Below are 20,525 nucleotides of genomic sequence, written 5' to 3'. Positions count from 1 at the left end.
ACATACCACGCCCCACCACCACCAGGTTGCATTCCACGCGAGCGAAAATACTCAGTTGCGCTTTTACTCATCGGGACGCCTCAAGAACTAGAATCTCCCCTTCCCACTTGATTTGATATCCGGGGGCTACCGCGTAGCTGGTCACCTCATCAAGCGTGGTTCTGGGCGAATAAACGGCTGAGTTACTTATATGCGCTGCGGTTATGTTGACGCGATCACCAGAAAACCGGCTGGACTGAATTTCGCCGTCCATCACCAGCACCCCATCCTCAGCATCAAAGATCAGGTCGGTGTCAGAAGGAACGCCAGGGATGTACCAGATTTTGCACGACCCACCCCGGTACGAGCCATTCTGGATCTCGGTCATTCTGGTGGTGGACCAGGGGAGCGTCAGCGTGGCGCTGCGAGTGTTGGATATTCCGGACACGGTAATCCCACCGGCCAGAAAGTTCTGCCCGTCATACACCACGTCGCCAGACGACGACAGCAGCTCTTCGACTCCGGAGTGTTCCAGTGCAACGATGTAGATCGGGCGGGTTGCTGGCTGGCTGGCGTTCTGGAGTTGCGAGGTAGTCAGGTCAGCCACTGATGCGCTTCCCGTAGAAGTTGAATGAGACGGTTGCGAGAACGCCCTGCGAGAACTGGATGCGAGGCTCAGACCAGATGTATCCTCGGTAGATTGACGTACCCAGCCCGTCCCCGCTCATGTCGAACTCGGTCGCCTTGTTGGTGTGCAGGTAATCCATCAAAGCCTGTGCATCCGATATGCTCATGGGCACGAACTCACAGGTCAGGGTGCGGAACGTCGATGTCCCGAGAACGCGGATAACCGGCGTGCCGTCATCCATGACCTCCCTGGATACGATGTGGTCATCCATCGCGCCCGATGTATCAAGCAGCGCGTAACTGCTGAAAGGAAACGCTGTCGCCATTACTGCACCACCTCAGCCGTGAAACCCCCACCAAACGAGGACGCAGCACCTTGAATGATCTGTGCAGCAGCCAACATGGTGTTTGCGGCCTCCTGCTGTGCGCTGGCTGCGTCCATCATGGCCTGCCTTACCTCGGCATTCTGTTGGCGTTGTTCCGACTCCAATTGGGAAACAAGCCGGTCAATACGCCTGTCTGCAATCTCTGCGGTCTTCTCCGCGTAGTTGGCAAAAGCCTCAGCCTGACCCTGCTGTGCCTGGGGGCTCAGCGCGTTGAATATCTGTTCGTTGAGCCGCAGGATTTCAGCCGATGCGTTGGCGATCTGGTTAGGGTCAGACAGTGACCCGAGGGAATCCCGCAGCCCGCCTCGCTGTGACTTCCAAGCCTGAATTCTCTGATCTTCAGTCATCACGCTTTCACGGATGGACTGCGCCGAACTGGAAGCCGATCCGCTGATCTGCTGTCCGACAGCCATGAACTGCTGCGCTAACTGGTAGGCAACACTCTGATTGACTGCGAGCGCCTGAGTCAGCGCGTTGGCTGAACTCACTGATCCATCAAACTCCGCAGTCATGCCGCGGATAGCCGCCATTTGGTCACGGTAGCCGTCGAAAACCGTCTTCTGCGCGTTGGCGAAGTCGGTAATGGAAGCGGAAATTGGGTTGACCTTGGTCTGCTCCCAGAGGCCCTGCATGGCGCGGGCGAACGCTGCGGTTTCCTCCACAGAGCCATCGAAGGCTTTGGCCAGGTCTTTAACAACCGGTGCCAGCTCCCAGGCGGTGTCCAGTATGTTGTCCATCGCGGCGGCCACCAGGTCAGCCACGTTCGCAAACTCGACACCATCCATCTGCAGGGGTGATTTGTTCCCCCGGCTGATGGTCATGATGGAGCCAGAGCCGCCTATCGCATCAGAAAAGCCCTGCAGGACGTTGGCCAGCTCCTGCATGGGGTCTTGATACTCGGCACGCTGTGTGCCCCACAGGTTCGCTTCTCGCGTACCCGTGTTGATGCCTACGCCGCCGATGCGGTTCTTGCTCGAACCGAATGCCGAATCCAGAGCGCCACCTATAGCGCCGCCGATGGCTGCCCCCAGTGGCCCGCCGAGGAATGCACCTGCAGTGCCGCCCAGACCAGCACCCCAACTGCTGTTAGAGGTTCGACCGGTAAGGGATAAACCCAGCGCGTTGCCGGCCATACCGCCGAGAATACCGGCCCCGGCTGTCAGCGCGCCACCAGCCAGAAAGCTGGTCGTGCCACCAGCACCCTGAATACCCAAGGCAGAAAGTGCGTTGTAACCCAGTTGCCCTGTAGACCCGAGGAATGCCCCTGTCTGCGCACCAAGCCCCAGCGCACTACCGATGCCAGAGATACCGCCGATCAGCGAGCCCCCGATACCAGTGGACAGCAGTGAGCCCAGCCCGCCAAGGCCAGAAGCACCACCACCAGTAAGCAGCGAGCTTGCACCACCAGCCGCACTTGCCGCCCCAGACACACCACCAAGCCCAACGCCGAGGAATATGCGGTTCGCAGCCGCAGTAGCGATCATCTCCGCAACAGTGCGCTTGAACAGGTCAACCAGGTCGCCAAACGTCACCTTGCCGTCAAGCAGGATCTGCTGAAAGAAGTCTCCAAACCCATCCCGCATACGCTCGATGCCGCGCTCATAGGCAACGGCCATCGGGTCGGCCTGCTCTTTCATCTTGATGACTTCAGCAGTGACGCGCTCAGCTTCAACCGTTACGCCTGGCAGAAGGTCTGTCTGGGTCTTATCCAGCCACTTGGCAAATTCCTCCTGCGAGACCGCGCCTGCAGCAAGAGCCTCGCGCATCTCATCCAGTGCTTCGTTGTATTCGCGTGCAGCGCGGATGTGTGGGAATGCGGCTTCTGTGTTCCTTTTGACCGCATCGCGAAGCTTGTCGATTTCCTCCTGCGTCCTGCCGGCAGAATCTCCGGTCACACCAAGAGACTCGGCCAACTGGCTTTGCGTCCTGGTGGCCTCTACGGTGATCAGAGACAGCTCTTTTTCTACAAGGCCAAGCTCTTCCGCTTTATCCACCAGCCAGCCAATGGCCTTGCCGTACAGTGCGGCCGGCGTCCACTTGGCAATCTCCATGCCGAACGCAGCGAACTCCGCAGACAGCTCGATGACTGTGGTCGTGACAGTTATCAGTCCAGTGGTGAGGGTTTTTATATTCTTCTGGAACTTCGGATCGCCCATCAAATCCGACATCTCTTTGATGGCCTGGGTCATCTCGTCAGCCGCACCGGCCTCGCCAACCGCCCGCATCAGTCCATCAAAGCTGTCCTGAAGGTTGGATATTGCGCCCCCGAGCGTGTCCATCTGGCGCTCCATCGCGCCAGCAAACTGCACCTTACCGATCTGCTCCAGGTACTCGACAATCTCCCGCGAGTTGTTACCTATCTCAGTGGTCACCCCCTGGAACGTCAGGCTGACCCGATCACCCTCCTGCTTCGCCTTGATGCCAAACTCTTTCAGTCGCTCAAACTCTGAAGTAGACGCATCAGCCACGGCCTCAATCATCTGGTTGAGGTCTTTGCCCATCGCAGACGCGGTATTGCCGAAGCTCTCCAGCGCATCGATTGTGGGGTCGAGACCGAGGGCCTTCATCTTGATGAAGCCTTCCACGGACTGATTCAGCGCAAAGGGCGTTTGAGTGGCGAACTGCTCCAGCGTCCCCCACGCCTTATTTGCCTCCTCCACCGATCCTGTCACCGTGACCAGTGACGCACGCAGCTTTTGGGCTTCGACGTTGGTCTTGGTGAACTCCGATGTCACCTTTGCCAAAGCCATACCGGCAAAGGCGGCACCAATGGCAACACCCGCACGCGCTACGGTCTTGCCCAGTGAGTTAAACCGGTCATCGATGCTCTTAACCTTGCGGTCAATGCCCTTGGTGGCTCCATCCACGGAAGTCTCAGCGCGCTTCAGCTCACGCCTCAATCCCTCCGTGGTGGCGTCGATCCTTAGCAGGAGGTCAGCAACATCATTGGCCATGTATCTTTGTCCCCGGCATCTGGATCACCTTGGCGATAAATTCGCCCATTGATTTCGGCTTCTCTTTCTCTGGCTTCTTTTCGTCTTTCGCGCCGAACGGATTTGTCATCTTCTGCCACTCGACACGCGCATCGAGGGCCACAAAGATCTCGGGCATGGGGGTATGCCAAACCTCGGAAGGTGGCCAGCCAAGCCATCCGGTGGCCACCCCGAACAACCAGTCAACGAAGTCAGGCGGCGGAGCGTCGCTCTCTACTCGCTCGCCGCCTTGCCGTTTCCCGATTCTTCATCACCCCGAGGATTGAAGAGGGTCGTCACAAACGGCGCGATGGCCTCAGTGACAGACGCCAGGCCCTCGTTGAAGATCTGCTCCTCAATCTTCGCCAGGTCACGCCGTGGTGCATTGCTGCCCGCCAGGATGATGTTGGCCAAGTGTTCAGAGTTCATCTGTGAGATAGCCTCAAGGGCTCCACGAAGCCCGCCGAAGCGGGCCTGTATCTTCTTGAAAGCGTCGAGCGTTGGGCGAAGCTCGTAAACGTCGCCGTCAATCTCGATCTCAACAGTGCCGCGATTAACCCGACTCATGCGCGCAGATCCACAGTGAAGCCGGTGTTGTTCATGATCATGTACTCAATGCGAGACACATCTTCAGCACCACCGCCGGGGTAAGGGTCATTGCCAACCTGGCCGCTGAAGTAAACGGTGGTGGCATTAGTTGAGCCCGCATCGTTGTAAACCAGCTTGAAGTTGTAGTTGACCTGGTCCGTGTCAGCCGCAGCTGCACGCAGGTCCTCTTGACCGGCGTCATCGGGGTCAAAGCCCAGCGTCACCGTCACGCTGTCAGCAGCCTTGGTGGTCTTGAAGTTGCGAACACGCGAATCAGACAGACCCGTGAACTGAGTGAAGTTCTGCACGTCCACCAGCGCAGAGACCGACTCGACCTCACCAACAGCCACATAAGTGTCTGCCTCGTAGGTTGTAAGATTCGTTGCCGCAGCAGTGGTGCCGATTGAAAAAGTGGCGTTAGCCATCGTGTAAATTGCCATGAAGCACCTCCAAAGTGCTGGGTTTAGAACGAAAAAACCCGCCGGGGCGGGTTATGGGTACTGCAAGGGTTGGTTAGTGTTCGGTCAAAGCCATGAGGCGAATCCTGCCCATGTAGGTAACACCGTCGGGTTCTCTGTTCGTGTCCCTATCTACCACCCGAAGCTGAGCCACGCGACCAGTGGATAGAGGTATTCGCTGCTCATGAAGCGCGTTGTACACGGCCTGCATGATCTCCAGGACTTCCTTCTGACCTCGATATGTCGACCAAACGGACAGGTAAAGCATTCGGCTATCCTTCCTGCTGCTCAGGAAGTCGGTAGATGTCACGGACTGATATGCAAGCGTCACATAAGGGTAAGCGCTATCCTGTGGCACATGGTCGTATACCGGGCACGAGAGTGCGGCGTCCAGAGCAGAAAAAACCGCAGACTGAAAAGCCAGTGTTGGCTCGCTCATGAATTCTGCACCCTCTTGATGGTGTCGCTGATTGCCTTGCTCACCCGCGATATTACTTCGGGCTTCTTCGCGTCCCATGTCGGCCCGATGAACGGCCTTGCCGGCATCGCTGGAATGTCGGCGCTGGTCCCGAATGTCTCCCCAGCACCAGAAAGAACCTTTGCGCGGTCCGCGGCGGCTTTGTGTCCCTTGGTGCCGAACTCAATGAAACGTGCATAGAAGCCCGCCGCCCTGCCCTTCTTGCCACGGAATCCGACCTCTGCCCGCGTTCCATTTTTGGCAACAAAGCTGGATATAACTTCGGCAAGGTTCCCCGTATCCCGAGGAACCCTCGCGCGCATTTCACGCTCCAGGATGTTGGCCGAGTCACGCATGGCCGGCTTGATGCTAGACTCGGTGGAACTAAGCAGGCGACGCAACTTTATCTTGGCCCTGCGATCTTCGTACTTGCTCATGTTTCAACGCCCAGCTCGGCTTCCACCCGCAGGAAGTGCGAGCGCGGAGTTAAGGCCACGAACCGAATATTCAGGACTCGGTTACTAAAGCTCACCCATCGGATGCGCTGATTTTCGGCAATGGCCCGGTTCCGCAGGAACACGACATACATCGATGATGCCTCGACCTGGTCGGCGTTCTCTCTCTCACGGCCAGACATAGGGCGAACTTTCGCCGCAATCTGCTGGCCATCACTTACCCAGGACCGGACCGTGCCGCCCATTCCATCAGATGCGCTGACCTCAGACTCGATCTGAATGACCTGGTCCAGCTCTCCTGGGTTCATGCGGATACCCAGCCCTTCCGGTGAATGGCAATCAGTGCCTCTGCGGACATAGGCATCGCGTTCACGCTGCTCGAACTGTAAACAACAGGGTTATCAAACCAGTGAGCGACCAGTATCCGCATTGCTCGCCGTATGCTGGCAGGCACATCCTGGGCGGTGTCTCCATACCCAGCCTTGAACACGATGGATACCGCGTCAGGTCGGTCGTAGACGCCTGGCATTGACGCTCCCGGCACCAGCTCAATGTGAGCCTGGTCATTGTCAGAATGCAGAAAATAGCTCGCCACATCGAACGACTGCGTGGCGTTCTCGGTGTCAAAGTAGGAAATAGACTCTATCGACTGAACCGGAGTCAATGGAACATCGATCACGGTATAAAAATCGCGCATCGATAGCGCCCACTCTTGTGTAACGAGAGCGCGGCCGATCGCGCCATCTGGGCCATCCAAATAGTCGACAACCTCTTTGATGATCTCCGCGATGTGCGGGTCGCTTGACTGGTCGAAGATCCGCAAATCGCGCTTGCACTCCGACACCGTTACCGGAAGAACGGTCGGCGCGACTCGACGGATTAGCTTCACGGCTTGACCGCCTTCTCGGCGTGACGCTTGTTTGTGGCGCGCTCGGGTGACTTCTCGACAACAACCGCCTGCGCACTCGCAACCAGCCGAAGAGCCTCTTCTTCGCCCACATCAATAATATCTCCGGCAGACTGCACGAAATCAGCGCCTGCGCGGCTTACCAATAGCTCTACCTTCATAGGAACCCCCCAGAAGCAAAAGGAAAAGCCGCCCCGAAGGGCGGCACAGGGCTTAGGAGCCAGCGTTTACCAGATGCTTCACAGCAGCAGTGTTGAGCAGCTCACCATCAAAACGCTTGAAGCCAACCAGTCCAACCTGGAACATCTCGGCATACCGCTCACGCAGGGTGATCATCTGGAAGCCGTTGACCTTGCGGACAACATACTTGCTGAAGTCACCAAAAATCACCGGCTTGGCAGCTGCACCGATGCTCGCCACCGCCTGGTTTACAGCGTAGGCGTGCCCCAGGATGGTCGCGGGCTCACCGTTCCGGATGTCACCCAACTGCCACAGGTAGTTTCCGTCGCCATCCTTCAGCTTGCGAATAGCGGCCATGGTGGAGTCATTGAACATCCAGCGGCTGCGCGGAGACATGCGATAGGCGGGGTCGACGCTGTGCAGCAAGTCGATCAGCTCGTCAGCAGTGATCGCAGTGGCGGAAGCGGCAGTTTTGCCTGCCGCTGAAGCTGTCACGACACCATTCGGCTGCGATGAACCCGTGCCTGTGGTCAGCACCGAGTTGGCAAGGCGACCAAGTCGCTCACCGAACAGATCTGACATCAGGGTGTTCAGGTCAAAAGCAGAGTCCTGCAGCAGCTCGATGGGCACGCGCACCATGCCTGTGTCGTATACATACGCATCCAGCTGCTTCTCACCGAAGGCCACGTCATCCGAGTTGTCATCGTCAACCGCAGCGTTTTCAGCCTTGATGCGACCGGTGTTTGCGGTGTCATCGACGGTCGGCCAGTCGATACGGCGGCCGTTTGACGTGTTCAGCTCGCGGACAATGCCACCGTCCCACATCGGCCCCCACATCTTGAGTGACTTCTCGATTTGACCGGAGAACTCATCAGGCACAGTGTATCCACCGGCTGAATCGGTCCCGATGGACTGGGCGCGCATCTCTTCGGGCAGCTCCTGGCGATTCTTGAGCAGCACACTGCGCTCTTCATCGGCAAGTGACGCAACACCATAACGCAGCAGCTTTGAGAACACTTCGCGGTATTCCGGCTCGCTCACGGGCTCATCGCCACGCGCTTCGCCTTCAGGTCGCTCGGGGGCTTCGCTGGAACCGCCAACATTCGCCAGGCGGTGCTCTCGCTCCAAGCGGCTCATGATCTTGTCATGGTCCGCCATCATCTGGTCAAAGCGACCCTCGATTTCCTTGATCTCGCCGTCGGTGGATTTGTCCGTGATCTTGTCCAGCTCGGCACGGGCCTCGGTAGCGAGTTCGCCAGCACGTTCCCGCAGTTTGGTGATTTCTGAAAACTTCATATCAACTACTCCTGTTCGCCTTGCCCAAGGGCGTTGGTGGGCTTTTCAGTAGCGGGAACCGCCACGAAACGGGTGCGCATGGCCAGTTTTCTACCAAGCGCGTCTTTGATCTTCAGTGCAGAACGGTTGCTCTGCTGTTCACGATGGGCCTGCAGTGAGCGCAAGCCGATGTCAGTGCCCTCATAGGCGGGCATAGTTACGATGGAGACGTCGCGCAGCGATGCCTTGCGGATGGTTCTGAGAGGCAAATCACCGGTCTCATCCCACTCTTCAATCTCAACCATGAAAGCGAAGCTCATCTTGTCGAGGTCGCCGCGCTTCATCTTGGGCACAATCGAGCGAACATCCGGGTCATCCGGGTCCAACTCGGTTTCCATGTACAGGCCGCGATCATCCTCGACCAGCTTCAGGGTTTTGGAGCGGGTTCGTGCAAGCGGCAAACCTTCGTGATTTACCAGGAACACCACATCATCCCGGCCGATCGCATCGGAGAACGCGCCAGGTGCAATGACCTCTTCAAACCAGTTGCCAATATTGGCGCGCTCATTGAATACGGCAGCGTGACCGGACACGCGCAGCGGACCCTCTTCGTCAGCGCGCACCTCAGCGGGAAGCCCGCCCCTTACTTCAGTTTTCACTTTCATCGCTCTCCCCTTGGGATTTAATCGGGACGGTAGCGCCCTGAATCATCAGGTCTCCGCCATGATCGTCGTCTGGCAGGTTTTCCCGCCGGCGGGCTTCATTCGGCTTCAGGACGCCGTTCTGGATGCCTTGCGCGTATCCGTCCATTCGCGTCTTGAAGTCGCCGCGAAGCAGGCCGTCCAGGTTGAACTCCGCGTATATCTCCTGCTCACCGCGGCCAAATATCTTGAGGTTTAGCTCCTGCTCAAACTGCTCAACCCAACGCTTGATGGTGTGTTTTACAAAGTGAAGGTCTTGCTGCTCGGTGTTGGAGAAAGTGCCGTGGCTCAGGTCTTGGAGGAACACTGGTGGCAGCGAGTAGATGCGTGCGTACTCTTCAATCAGGAAGCGTTTAAGCTCCACTAGTTGAGATTTTGCAGGGTCAAGACCGATTGTTTTGAGTTCGTGACCAGTCGGTATCGTTACCGCCAGCCGGTTGTCCTTTGACGCCTTTCGGATCGCTTTCTGGAGGTCATCGGAGGCCCGATTCAGTGCCCCACCGGACTGAAAGTTTCCGGTCAGCACGAAAGGTGGAACGCCGCCATTCTGAAACAGCCTGCTTCCGTACTTGGTCGCAGCAATGCCAAGCCCGATGGTGTCACGGTGAAGCCGGATAGGGTTCCAGTGGTTGAGCAAGTCCGCCTTCATGGCAAAAGAGACGTCGATCACCTGGCGAGAGAGATAAATCCGCTTTCTGATCCCCGGCGCGTCATAAACGTATTCAGGCAGGCCACCAGCCCCCCTGCGCACAGTGACGTGCTCGGGAATCAATGGCTCCAGGCCCGTGATGACGCCGGTCCTGTCTTTGACGATAAGAGTGAAAGAGCGCCCACTGGTCAGCACACGTTCAAATGTGTACTTCCTCCAATCGAAAGAACTCATCTCATCGGAAACTGCGTCGTGCAGGATCGACGCAATGGGACGGTCCGACTTCTCGCGGCTATCACCGGACTTCTCGTAGACCATCAGCGGAAGACCAGCGATAGTGCCTGAAATAAAATTAACCGCCGCCCATATTGCAGGAACACCCAGGGCGCTTTCTGTATTCACGACCACGCCGGACTCGGCATCGATGCCATCAGATAGCATGTCGATCAGTCGAGCCGATGTCAGGGGCACGGTCGGATCTTCGACGGTAGAGCGACTCTCCGTCTTGTCTCGATTCCAAAACGCCATGTGTTACCCCAGAATTGAAAAGTTTTCGTCTTCCCAGGGGGAGACAGGTTCTGATTCGTCGGCCACGGATGAGACGCCGACCGCCATTAGCAAGGCCACCATGTCATCGATCTTGTCTGCGGATCGTTTCTTGTCCGGGGCCATGTTCATGTTCTGATCTCTGCGCGTGACGATGTTGGAAGCACACCAGCCAAGCACTTGGTCGCCGCCGTGGCGCAAGTTTCCGGCAATGTATGAGCGCTCAAGAGCCTGCATTGCTGGGTGGTACGATTTAGCGCCCTGGGCGAACTCAATCATCGGCAGGTTTTGCTCTACCAGCCTGTTCACCAGGTCAGTGGCATTCCAGCGGTCAAAGGCAATCTGCTGAATGTTGAACGTATGATGCAGGTCGATGATCGCCTCCTCGATGACGCCGTAATCAACGACATCACCAGAGGTTTGCTGAACCAGTCCAGTCTCAACCCAGGCGCTATACGGAACAGTTCCCCGCTCCGTCCTCTGCGCTACCGCCTCAGATGGCACCCAACGCCAGCCTTTTGTGTAAGTGATCCCATCTACTACCCAAACCAGCCGGAAAGCCGCAAGGTCTGTGGTGCTGGCAAGATCGAGCCCCCCGTAACATGGATGTTCAGACAGCCAGCCCACGTCAACTTCACCATCACATGCTTGCCACTTGGTTAAATCAATCCAGCCTTCTGCTGTGGAGGCCGGCCGGTTCAGTCTCTTGATTCGAAACTCTGCCAGCTTTGACGGCATCTGCCGCGCCTCGACAGCCTCCTTCCGAATTGCAGAAAGAAGGTGTGGGTTCACGTCCAGAAGCGGGTTTGCCTTTATCCAGGCGCTTTCGTCAAACTCGTCGTCCGCCTTGATCTTGAGGGTTTTGTTTTCCTCATCAACCGCGTAGAAAACAGCCAGATAATGGTCGGCATCATTTCCGAAGACCCCACCCAGAAGCCGCTTTGCAAACATCCGTATTTCGGCCCAGGGGCCGGGATTGGTGTAACCCTCAGTGGTTGTGTAAAGCCACAAAGGATTTCCCCTGGCACCCGCGGCAGAGGTGAGTACGTTGAGCAAATCTGGCGTCTTGTGCGCGTGTATCTCATCCAGCGCAACGTGGCTCGGGTTCAGGCCATCTTGTGTTGATGCCTTTGCGTGCAACGCCTTGAAACTGGAGCCAGTCTCGAAGCGAGTGACCGACTTTGCCCAGGTCTCGAGACCGAATGCTTCGCGCAGGTCAGGCGTCTTGTCGACCATCGCCTTGGCGACCTTAAAGATTATCGCCGCTTGGTCATAGGTCGTGGCCGCACTAATCACCTGCGCGCCCTCTTCGGGCTCACAGCACAGGCAATAGGTCATTATTCCCGCCGAAAGCGTTGATTTCGCGTTCTTGCGAGCCACAGCAAAAAGAGCCGAGGTAAAACGCCTGTGTCGGAACTCGCCGTACCCATCAACATCAACAGCCGCCCTGCGGCGAAACCCGAAGAGTTGCACGACGAAGAATACGTGGGACGGATGCATGAGAATCGTTGGGGTGTCCCACTTCCCTTCAACGTGCGGCAGCTTCTCAATGAAGTCACACGCATCACATGCATGCCACTCATCAAAGATGAACGGCGAACCTTTCTTGCGGGCGCGAGCCAGATCGTCAATAAACCGCTGACTGGCTTGCCGGATCAGCAAGCCGTGCTTCTTCCCCTTCTTGTCCCGGATCGCGGACCTCGCATAGTCCTTTGCGATCTTGACGTAATCACGCACGCTTGCCGTTTGCCGCGAACTTGTTTCCCTTCGGCTTTTCGCCGCCCGCTGCAACCTTGCGGCGACTGGCCGGCGTCATGCCGAACTCCGAGAACATCCCTTTAAGTGCGCTGTTCTCCGCTGCTGTTGATTCCATTCCAGCGCGCGCCTTCTTCCTGAACATCTGCCAGGCAAAACAAAGCTGCTCCAAAGAAAAAAGGTCAACGACCTGCAGCACCCGAGCTGCCACCAGTTGCGGCCCCAGTTGGTTCCACATCTCAGCGCCATCCGTAGATAGGTGCTGCGGTGGCTCGGGAAACTTGCTTACCAGGTCAAACTCCGGAGCATCAGGCACGCTCCTGTCAGGCCTATCCGTGCCCGCCAGAACCTTGAGGTTCGGAGCGGTCGGCTTCCGTCCTCTAGCCATGATTTACTCCGTAAATTTCAAATCTGAATTTTGACCGTGCAAAAAAAAGACTACCCACGCGGTCTTGCGTCGAAGGGTTCATGAGATTGACCCACCCCCTCCCCGATTGCCGAACCCGCCATCCTCGGCCGCAGTTTTGGTCGAGTGGCATCGCTTGCACAGCGGCTGCCAGTTGGAACTGTCCCAGAACAGACGCATGTCTCCCTTGTGGGGGATAATGTGGTCCACGTCAGTAGCTGTGGTCACCATCCCCCGCCTTTCGCAGTGCAGGCAGATAGGATGCTTGGCCAAATAGCCAGCCCGGGCCTGCCTCCACTTCGCGCCGTACCCACGCACCGCAGAAGACGCGCGTGCCGGACCTTTGTGTCGCGGGGCTGTCGCGTAACGTGGTGAATGGGTGCGAGGCGAAGTAGGCATTACTTCTCCAGGACATCCACAGCAATCGACCGATCATCCGTCCTGCCATCGCCCGTGGTGATCCGATTGGTCACGGTGTAGGTCAGCCCCAGCGTCCCACCACTCAGCCAAACCGTGGTGGCAGTGGTGCTCTTGCTGTCCGAGTCCACGGTCAGGTCAGAATCAGCCCCCGTGACACTCCACGAACTGGTGGTGATCGTGTCGTCCACCAGCCAGGCTGACCAGTCGATGGAGTAATCCAGGACTGCATCAGGGTCTTTGATCTTGCGGAATGTCATTAGGCAGACGCCATGGTCGCCGTAACAGTAACCGCCAGGGTGTCGCCGTCGTCCAGCCCCTTATCGCCAGCAGTGAAGGCCACCGCAGACACAAGAGTGCCCGATGTGCCGCCCTTGGTGCTGTTGGTGGTGATGAAGCCGCCGCCGATGGTCGTGCTGTTCGTGCTGATCGTGAACGTGGCCTTGGACGATGAGTTATCCACAGACTGACTGGACACGCTGCCCATCGTCAGCGTTTGGCGCACAGACTCATCGTATGCGGTGACCTCAGACCACCCTACGTGCGAGGCCATGGTGTCGCCTGCAGCCACTGTAGGCGTGCCATCAGTCAGCCCCACATAGTGTGCAGCGGTGTAGCTGGACCCCTTGTAGTACTTGTCCAGGATGTCATCCAGTCCCACGTTGGGAATGATGTTCTCCTCCTCGACAACCCACTTGAGGTTCCCGTGGCGATCTCGCGCCTCGAATCGGTACAGGTGCTTTGCCTTTACCGCCGCTGATACGTTTGATTTAGACATAGCCTGCCCTCCGACAGAGACGCCCGAAGCGCCGTCAGTGCTCATTGACATGGTGATTTCCTTAGTGGACCGTGAAGGTTCGGTTGTCGGGTTCCACAATGAACCCTCTAAGCTCCAGCTCGACACGGAATGTGCGGCTTGCTGGTGTTACAAGGTCGCCCGCAATCGAGGTTGCTGTGATCGTGATGTTGTGGATGTGCGAAACCGGTATGCCTGCCTGTGCGGCAGCCTGCGCTATGAGTGCACTGGCTGCCTCTACTGAAACCTGCAGGATGGCCTGTGCCTGGGCACCGGCTGAGTTTGTGGCACCGGCTGAAGCATTTACGCTGAACCCAGAAACGGCCTCCACCGTGGCGCTCATTCCAACACCAGCCGATGCATCCAGAGATATGGTTGCGTCAATCGCTGAACCGGTGGCCATGGTGGTCCCGCCCTCAACGCTTGCCAGCATGGATGCAAGCGCCTGGGCTTCAGCGGATGCTGTGGCACTTACTGTGGCGCTAACGACCATTGCGGCTTGAATCTGGCTTGCCGAGTCCACCTGACCGGCCATTGCCTGGCTATGCTCCGCTGATACGCTCATGGAACCTGCGGAAGTAGCCCCGGCTGATACGGCAGCATCATGTGACGCTGTGGCCGTGATAGACGCCACGAAATCAGCGCGCGCCACCATCGAGGCCCTAGCCTGCACGGATACCGGCATGTCAGCCAAAGCGTTTGCCCCGGCGGTTGCTGTAGCGCCATGCTCAACACCGGCCGGAATAGACGCCTCAGTGGAAGCCATTCCAGAAACCACCGAAGAATGGCTCGCTGCCGCGCTCATAGCGGCCGCTGATACCACCTCTGCCGACATGCTTACGCCTGCCTGCCCCTGCACCGCCCACGAGGCGGTGATGGTGGTGGAGCTGTAAAAAACACCGTCTGCGTCAATGGCCTGAAGGGTCTTTATCCAGTTCTCACCAATGCCTTCGTAAAACGCAACCGATGTGTCTCCTCGCATAGGGACTTCGGCAGCAAAGGCGATCTTGGCACCCAGTACGTCATAGCCCCACCGATAACCGGCTGTCGGGATGTCGAGGTAGTACGTCCGTAGGCTGGAGAAGATCGTGTTGCCTTTGGTGATAAAGGCCGCAGTCTCTGTGTTCGGGCTTTCCCCTGTTCCGGGAATAAAGTCGTCATCTTGTTCATAGCCAAACGAGTTCCAAGCAAACTGTGCGTCAGCACTGCCACTAGTATCGGCCAGAATGGCCGTGGTCAGCGCATCAATCTCCTGCAAATCCTGGTCAACAAAGTCCCGATTAGGGTCAATGTTCCGACTCGGGTTTTGTCTGCTCTCACCCCCAACAATGCCGTTGGCTGTCACGTTGAAGTAAAGGTATACGTCCCAGTTAGATCGGAAATCTGCGGCCTCCGTTGCGTCCAGCATGTGACGAACGGATGCCACAAAAGACACCCAGCTCACATGCTCCCCGGCGGCATGAATGCCGGCAAACATGACCAGCTTGCGCTTTGGCCCGGAGTCAGTGGTTGACCCACCCCAGGCCAGCTTTATCGCATATTGGCCATTACCGCCTACCGCCCTACCGTCGTCCCCGGTCTCGGTCGGAGTGGTGTTGTAGACCCCGCTGGAGTCGGCCGAGGTAGTTGGCGCTGCCACACTTGAATAATCGGCCAGCAGCTCGGCAGCGAACGTGGCGGCATCCGCGTTTTGCCCCATCGGGTGGGTCGAAACATACACCCGACCAGACGGAAGTGGACCGTCAAACGAGAAATCGATTGTGCCGCTAGTCCCGCCGGTCAGCGTCCTGCTGGTAGCCTGCGTCCAGGTGACGAAATCCTGTGTCCAAAGTGGCAAGAAATCTGTTGTTGGCGCAAACGCCGGTGTGTTCAATGTTGCCCGGTTCAGCTTGAAAACCGGGGTCTTACCTTCAACGCCCTCAACAGCGAACAGCAGATGCCGCCAGTCACCGTCCCGTGAATCAATCTCAAGCGTCGGCGTCAGCGTTGTAGCGCCCGTAATGCTCGACAGGCTAGACGACGCATTGCCACCATCAAAACCTGTTATCAGGGTCGTGGTTGCTACTGCATCGTCCACCCATGTGGGGACAAGTGACGCAGATCCGCTAATCCATGGCTTTTGCAGCGTTGCTACATAGGCCATTAGGAAATATCCACCACCGGCACGCGTCCGGCAAAGCAGACAGAATCCTTGTCCTCCGTGCCATCCAGGTCATACACGAACAGGAACACTTCACCGTCAATCGCAGCAGAAAACGAGTTGATATTGATTTCCAGAACACCGGAGCCGTCGGTGGTCTCTGTGGAGCCGTTGGCGTCAGACGCACCGCCGGGATTCAGGGCGTCCCATGCGTGGTAATACAGACCGGTCAGGCTCGCTGCTGCTGTAGTGCCGTCTGCCTGTTTGAGAGAGAGCTGTATACCCTTAACCGCGACTGCCGCTGTCGTAAAGCTGGAGCTGGTCGATACGGTGCTGTCATTGGTCGCCGCGTCTTCCTGCTGAAAGTGGACATAGTAAGCAGTGTCAGCGGTTAGCCCGGTAGCATTTGCGCTCTGAGCACCCGTACCAGATACAGCCTGACTTCCATCATCAGCCGCAGCCGCACCAGTGTGATCCTGCCCTGCCTGAACCTGGGCCACGCTCGGGCTGGTGGCTGACGTTGTGACCACCCAGTAAAGCGCTCCGTTGCCTTCGTTCGTAGACACCGAAAGCTCGGCAGTTGTCGATCCAGTTTGCGTACCACTGGGGCTGGATAGCGTTGGAGCGGTCACATCGGCCGCCGCAACCACAATATCAAAGCTGTTGGTATCTGCCGTGTCGCTGCCATCATCCGTGGCACGGACAACAATACTCGCCGTGCCGGTCGCCGTTGGCGTGCCGCTTATGACGCCAGTGGAGCTGTTCAGGCTCAACCCGGCAGGCAGTGTTCCAGTTTGTACCGCGTAGCTGAACGGTGTTTCTGTGCCGCTGAAGTAGCTCGAAAGATCCAGCGCGCTCATGGCGCTGTCTTCAGTCAGGTTCTGAGTGGGGACTGTGCCAGAGAAGCTTACCGGGGTGCTGCTTGCCGCAGTCCTGGGTGCCGAATCGCCCCCCGTGCCATAACCGATAACATCAACGTCAACGTTGTCTATCTGACCAGATACATACGCGCCTGAAACAATACCGGCAAACCCGGCAGCGGAAGTGCTACTGTCCGTAGCTGTAAGCGTCCAGGTCTCAGGCTCAGTCTCCACGCCCGCCCAAAACTTTGCGCTGATTGATGTGGCATTTATGCGTATGACAGCATGCTGCCACACGTTGTCGTCAGGCAAGTATGATGAAGATGCTTTTGTTGATCTGCTACCTGAATTACGCTCCGTGATTGCTCTACTGCCGCCGCCACTTCTTGCTTGCCCAGCAGCGTAAAGGTTTGAGTTCGCCAGAGCCGTGCCAGATCCACGACCAAATACCAGGCACTCCTGATTGCTTCCAGTCTGGTTAAACCGGTATTTACAATAGACCTCAATATCATCGCGATCGCTGTGAGCGTCGATAGCATCCCACGATGCCCCGAAATAACCAGTGGTGCCACCAGATGTTAGAATCCGCAGCACCTTCCCGCCTGTCGCGCCAGCATCGGCCTTTGTAAGCACGTCCCCAGAGGAGGTGTTGAAACGGATAGTCCAATCGCTAGGCAGGGCGTCTGCCGTGTAGCCAGAAAAGTCTGTGAATCCAGTAGCCATCAGTGACCCAACACGCTCAGGTAGTAATCAATGTCTGCATCGCCCTGGGGCAACGGCAGGCCGAAGAATGATTCGCCGTGATCGCCGTGCGTCAGGTAGTAGCCCTGATCGCGCCACTTGTCTCGGCCAGCCCTGTAGCGGGGGCGGTCAATGTCCGGGTCGGTGGGCAGCGCCATACTGATCTGGCGAAGGCCTTCCATTGCAGAACCGAAAACAACGCGGCCATTGCCACACGCCACGGCGCTGCTGTAGCTGGTGTTGCTGTATCCGTACTTGGCAGATTTCCCGCCACGGCCACGGGCAAGGCCGCGCTTGTCGTAAGGTGTCAGCGACCACTTGGAACCGTCAGGCGTGTACACGTCCGGTGCGCCCACATCCCACTGCGAGACAAACACGGTGCCCTCGGGGCCTGTTGTGCCGTCACTCACAGCGATCTTCAGGAACGTGCCACGACCAGAAACATGCGGGATGACCACCTCGATTTGACCATCCACCAGGTGAACCCGGCGCACCTGCTCCTGTGCTGCTGACCCGAAGTAGAGCCAATCACCCAGCACATACAACCCTTCAGGGGCCACAACGTCTTCGGCGCGGCGATCTTCCAGTGTGCCGGTAGTCTGCACCTGGCGGTTACGGTCAACGGTAGCCAGTGCAGCGCCTTCAACAATGACGCGCTCCAGCTCGCCTGTTTCCATGCTGTACTGCGCAATGCGGTGGGCACCGCGCTCTGAAACGATCAGAGAATTGCCCCAGCTCACGCAGTCCCAGCAGTCAGGGGCAAGGATGAACTCGGACACCTTCGGCGGCACACCGTGGGCCGTGGCGTTGAATTCCACCCGGCAAACCCGGTTGTTCTGCGAGTCAGCCAGGAACGCCACAGGGGCCGTGATGTGCGGCCTGCGGTTGCCCTCTTCCGGTATCCGGTCGGCAGTGTTATCGACCTTCAGGCTTTCGGGGTACCAGCACATGCCCCAAAGCTCATGGAAACCCCGCCGCTCTACAGGAACGGCAGACCAATCACCCACCAGCTCCAGCTCGGGTTCATCTTCCCAATAGCTCGGTGGTGACTTGTGGCGGTATCCCACCAGCGTGGTGAAGGTGCCGTTGGGGCTGACACGGACAAAACGCCATGGGTCAGTCACATACAGGTTATCCATTAGCGGCGAACCCGGCTCATCGTCCTGCTGGCCCGTGCCGATGCTGATATGACTGGCCATGGTCAGGACATTTGCGCCCCTGGGGCCGTCCAGCAGCTCCACCACCGGCAGCTTGTCGATGAAGTCAGACCAGAAATAATCCTGCTTCGTCGCTGTGCTGAGAATGCCGTCCTTGTTCCGGTTCAGCCTGCGGGCGTGGCCTGTAACGCCGCCCGTGAGCATCTCCAGAAACACGGAGTTGTCACCCGGCACTGTGCTGAAGTGCGGAAACTCCCGGCGCGGGCATGGCCACGGCTTCGGGTCGTGTACAGCGGGCACCCAATCAAGATTGAACCAGCCGTCAATCTCATGGCTCCCAGTGAACACCGGAATCCGCTCCTGCACAGGCAGCTCGCCACGCAGCACAAACACTGGATACGGCACACTGGTTTCGTCGCCAAACTCAGACAGGTCGAGAACGTGCCAACCAGGTGCAAGCCCCGTGGTATCGACCGAGAACGCACCAACCTTGGAGTCAGGCGCAAGCAGCGTGGTCGCGTGTGGCTTACCGTCAATGAACAGCGTGTACTCTGCGCCCTGCAACACCCGCCTACCGCCACCACCCGATGTGGTCATGTTTTGGCAGTCGAAAGCCACCGAAACAAGATCATCGCGCCAGATCGTCAGCTTTGAGGCTCGCGTATACCGGCTGCTCCCGTTCCACTCTTCAAAGTTCAGCAGCGCCGCCTCGTTCACGCGCTTGTGAATGGCTGCGGGCTTGGTGCCGGGGTCTGGCTGCGGTTCGGGTTCTGGTTCAGGCTCAGGCTCAGGCTCGGGCTCGGGCTCCGGCTCAGGGTCTGGATCAGGCTCCACCGGCTTGTCAGCGGTCATCCAGTCCGGGATAACCAGCGTACTGTCGGGCTGGTGAATGGTGTAAACACCCGGCCCTTTCTTGATTGCCGACTGCACCGCCTTTCTGCGTTCGCTGTGACGACTGACCACAACGCCATCACGAATCAGGCTCATGTCTGGCTTGGTATCGGTATACTCAGTCACTGCTGACTCCATTTAGGCAAAGATCGCGCTCAACCTCACGCCGTTTAACCAATCCAGGAAGCTCAACCTTCACGCCCGCTAAGGTTGCGTAACGCCAGCGCAACAGCTCATTGCAAGCGCCTTCTGTGTCGCCTGCGTTCAACTTCTTGCGTAGGGTGCTGGACTCAAACGCCCGAACGCCCACGTTGTAGGTAAAACTGGTGAATGCGGCCAACTGGTCTTGCGTCAGATCCACGTCAACACGCGCCCTGACTGCTCGCTGATAACCTATGATTTGCTCGAAAAGGTATTCTTCGCACTCAGCCTCTGAGTACTCTTGCCCAATCTCAACGCCCTTGGTCATACCAAAACACGCGGTCGGGATGCCTACAGGGTCAAGGTATGCGGCAGTTTTGAAGCCCTCAAAACCGGCAACAAGGCTCGCTGTGGTCGCAAGCGCCAACGCGCTACGGCGTAGAATCATCGCCCAAACGCTCCATCTTGCGCTTGAAAATCACACTCTCGCGTCTGTCGCGCCGAAGCTGGAAAACCACCTGTGTCAGGTAGCCGACAATCCCCAGGCAGATACCAACAATCACGCCAAGCTCCGCTATCGTTAATGCGCTCTGCACGAAGGCTGGATCTTGAGACGCCCTATCCACAACCTGCCCAGCAACACCAGAACCCACGGCAGCGGCTGTACCTGCACCACCAACCTTTCCCGATATGTTGATCGCGGCTTGCTCTACCGCGTGCTGAGTTGGGCTAGACATTCAACTTCCTTGGGGTTAAAGCACCCACGCGCACGCCCCAGTGGATAGCCTGGTGAGCTGACGGCGGTGGGTGATCCGGCGGAAGTTGTCCAACTGACGCCGAATAGGAATAAAAAAGCCCACGAGTAGCGGGCAAGGGCCGGTTTGCGAATCCGGCTCCATCAAGTCGAAATAAAAAAGCCCGCACGCGGCGGGCAAGGACCAGCGGTGGCTGGTGGGGTGTTCCTGTGCAATGTTGGCTGCTGATTCGTTAAGCGGGCGCCAACCGCAAACTATCCCGGACTATATACTTGCGCCTGCCCGC

General features: G+C 57.8%; 24 protein-coding genes. All 24 read right to left on the bottom strand.

Features of this window, described 5'->3' with window-relative positions:
* Positions 1 to 67: 67 nt before the first annotated feature.
* The 24 genes from G533_RS0110275 to G533_RS21490 all read right to left on the bottom strand — a co-directional run bounded on the left by G533_RS0110275 (position 68) and on the right by G533_RS21490 (position 20,221).
* Complete coding sequence (locus G533_RS0110275; protein WP_027949873.1) at positions 68 to 586, bottom strand: hypothetical protein; 519 nt, start codon at positions 584 to 586, stop codon at positions 68 to 70.
* Complete coding sequence (locus G533_RS0110270) at positions 579 to 932, bottom strand: hypothetical protein (protein WP_027949872.1); 354 nt, start codon at positions 930 to 932, stop codon at positions 579 to 581. The genes G533_RS0110275 and G533_RS0110270 overlap by 8 nt, the downstream gene beginning before the upstream one ends.
* Positions 932 to 3,946 carry a tape measure protein gene (locus tag G533_RS23520; RefSeq protein WP_027949871.1) on the bottom strand — a complete coding sequence of 1,005 codons (3,015 nt, stop codon included), beginning with the start codon at positions 3,944 to 3,946 and terminating at the stop codon, positions 932 to 934. Before G533_RS23520 ends, G533_RS0110270 begins: the two co-directional genes overlap by 1 nt.
* Positions 3,936 to 4,103 (bottom strand): hypothetical protein, encoded by a 168-nt coding sequence (locus G533_RS21520; RefSeq protein WP_169515389.1) that lies wholly within the window; start codon positions 4,101 to 4,103, stop codon positions 3,936 to 3,938. Before G533_RS21520 ends, G533_RS23520 begins: the two co-directional genes overlap by 11 nt.
* Before the next feature lie 95 nt (positions 4,104 to 4,198).
* Positions 4,199 to 4,531 (bottom strand): hypothetical protein, encoded by a 333-nt coding sequence (locus G533_RS0110255; RefSeq protein ID WP_027949870.1) that lies wholly within the window; start codon positions 4,529 to 4,531, stop codon positions 4,199 to 4,201.
* Positions 4,528 to 4,992, bottom strand: a complete 465-nt coding sequence (locus G533_RS21515; RefSeq protein WP_051230189.1) for a phage tail tube protein — start codon at positions 4,990 to 4,992, stop codon at positions 4,528 to 4,530. The genes G533_RS0110255 and G533_RS21515 overlap by 4 nt, the downstream gene beginning before the upstream one ends.
* 73 nt (positions 4,993 to 5,065) lie before the next feature.
* Positions 5,066 to 5,449 carry a DUF3168 domain-containing protein gene (locus tag G533_RS25355; RefSeq protein ID WP_027949869.1) on the bottom strand — a complete coding sequence of 128 codons (384 nt, stop codon included), beginning with the start codon at positions 5,447 to 5,449 and terminating at the stop codon, positions 5,066 to 5,068.
* Positions 5,446 to 5,904 (bottom strand): HK97-gp10 family putative phage morphogenesis protein, encoded by a 459-nt coding sequence (locus G533_RS0110240; RefSeq protein ID WP_027949868.1) that lies wholly within the window; start codon positions 5,902 to 5,904, stop codon positions 5,446 to 5,448. Before G533_RS0110240 ends, G533_RS25355 begins: the two co-directional genes overlap by 4 nt.
* Positions 5,901 to 6,230 carry a phage head closure protein gene (locus G533_RS0110235; protein ID WP_027949867.1) on the bottom strand — a complete coding sequence of 110 codons (330 nt, stop codon included), beginning with the start codon at positions 6,228 to 6,230 and terminating at the stop codon, positions 5,901 to 5,903. The genes G533_RS0110240 and G533_RS0110235 overlap by 4 nt, the downstream gene beginning before the upstream one ends.
* Positions 6,227 to 6,811, bottom strand: coding sequence for a head-tail connector protein (locus G533_RS0110230; protein WP_027949866.1), 585 nt, complete (start codon positions 6,809 to 6,811; stop codon positions 6,227 to 6,229). The genes G533_RS0110235 and G533_RS0110230 overlap by 4 nt, the downstream gene beginning before the upstream one ends.
* Complete coding sequence (locus G533_RS0110225) at positions 6,808 to 6,990, bottom strand: hypothetical protein (RefSeq protein ID WP_027949865.1); 183 nt, start codon at positions 6,988 to 6,990, stop codon at positions 6,808 to 6,810. The genes G533_RS0110230 and G533_RS0110225 overlap by 4 nt, the downstream gene beginning before the upstream one ends.
* Positions 6,991 to 7,042: 52 nt before the next feature.
* Entirely contained in the window at positions 7,043 to 8,305 is a 1,263-nt protein-coding gene (locus tag G533_RS0110220) for a phage major capsid protein (RefSeq protein WP_027949864.1), read from the bottom strand.
* 5 nt (positions 8,306 to 8,310) lie between these two features.
* On the bottom strand, positions 8,311 to 8,949 hold the full coding sequence (locus G533_RS21510; RefSeq protein ID WP_051230188.1) for an HK97 family phage prohead protease: 639 nt from the start codon (positions 8,947 to 8,949) through the stop codon (positions 8,311 to 8,313).
* The gene (locus G533_RS21505) at positions 8,933 to 10,162 is read right to left on the bottom strand and encodes a phage portal protein (protein WP_035527467.1); all 1,230 of its coding nucleotides are present in this window, start codon (positions 10,160 to 10,162) and stop codon (positions 8,933 to 8,935) included. The genes G533_RS21510 and G533_RS21505 overlap by 17 nt, the downstream gene beginning before the upstream one ends.
* A gap of 3 nt (positions 10,163 to 10,165) precedes the next feature.
* Complete coding sequence (locus G533_RS0110205) at positions 10,166 to 11,917, bottom strand: terminase large subunit (protein ID WP_027949863.1); 1,752 nt, start codon at positions 11,915 to 11,917, stop codon at positions 10,166 to 10,168.
* On the bottom strand, positions 11,910 to 12,323 hold the full coding sequence (locus G533_RS0110200) for a P27 family phage terminase small subunit (RefSeq protein WP_027949862.1): 414 nt from the start codon (positions 12,321 to 12,323) through the stop codon (positions 11,910 to 11,912). Before G533_RS0110200 ends, G533_RS0110205 begins: the two co-directional genes overlap by 8 nt.
* A gap of 78 nt (positions 12,324 to 12,401) precedes the next feature.
* Positions 12,402 to 12,740 carry an HNH endonuclease gene (locus G533_RS25350; protein WP_084638924.1) on the bottom strand — a complete coding sequence of 113 codons (339 nt, stop codon included), beginning with the start codon at positions 12,738 to 12,740 and terminating at the stop codon, positions 12,402 to 12,404.
* A complete protein-coding gene (locus G533_RS0110190) occupies positions 12,740 to 13,018 on the bottom strand; it encodes a phage fiber-tail adaptor protein (protein ID WP_027949861.1) in 279 nt (92 codons plus the stop codon). The genes G533_RS25350 and G533_RS0110190 overlap by 1 nt, the downstream gene beginning before the upstream one ends.
* On the bottom strand, positions 13,018 to 13,536 hold the full coding sequence (locus G533_RS23515) for a hypothetical protein (RefSeq protein ID WP_144079847.1): 519 nt from the start codon (positions 13,534 to 13,536) through the stop codon (positions 13,018 to 13,020). Before G533_RS23515 ends, G533_RS0110190 begins: the two co-directional genes overlap by 1 nt.
* Positions 13,537 to 13,597: 61 nt before the next feature.
* Positions 13,598 to 15,697 (bottom strand): hypothetical protein, encoded by a 2,100-nt coding sequence (locus G533_RS0110180; protein ID WP_027949859.1) that lies wholly within the window; start codon positions 15,695 to 15,697, stop codon positions 13,598 to 13,600.
* A complete protein-coding gene (locus tag G533_RS23965) occupies positions 15,697 to 17,277 on the bottom strand; it encodes an Ig domain-containing protein (RefSeq protein WP_084638923.1) in 1,581 nt (526 codons plus the stop codon). Before G533_RS23965 ends, G533_RS0110180 begins: the two co-directional genes overlap by 1 nt.
* A complete protein-coding gene (locus G533_RS24935; RefSeq protein ID WP_027949857.1) occupies positions 17,277 to 19,469 on the bottom strand; it encodes a hypothetical protein in 2,193 nt (730 codons plus the stop codon). The genes G533_RS23965 and G533_RS24935 overlap by 1 nt, the downstream gene beginning before the upstream one ends.
* Positions 19,462 to 19,932 carry a lysozyme gene (locus tag G533_RS0110165; RefSeq protein ID WP_027949856.1) on the bottom strand — a complete coding sequence of 157 codons (471 nt, stop codon included), beginning with the start codon at positions 19,930 to 19,932 and terminating at the stop codon, positions 19,462 to 19,464. The genes G533_RS24935 and G533_RS0110165 overlap by 8 nt, the downstream gene beginning before the upstream one ends.
* Positions 19,916 to 20,221 (bottom strand): hypothetical protein, encoded by a 306-nt coding sequence (locus G533_RS21490; RefSeq protein ID WP_035527463.1) that lies wholly within the window; start codon positions 20,219 to 20,221, stop codon positions 19,916 to 19,918. Before G533_RS21490 ends, G533_RS0110165 begins: the two co-directional genes overlap by 17 nt.
* Positions 20,222 to 20,525: the final 304 nt, after the last annotated feature.

It is taken from the genome of Haliea salexigens DSM 19537 (assembly GCF_000423125.1).
Taxonomy (GTDB): domain Bacteria; phylum Pseudomonadota; class Gammaproteobacteria; order Pseudomonadales; family Halieaceae; genus Haliea; species Haliea salexigens.
Note: the sequence above shows the minus strand (reverse complement) of the source record. Positions and strands in the feature narration are given on the sequence as shown.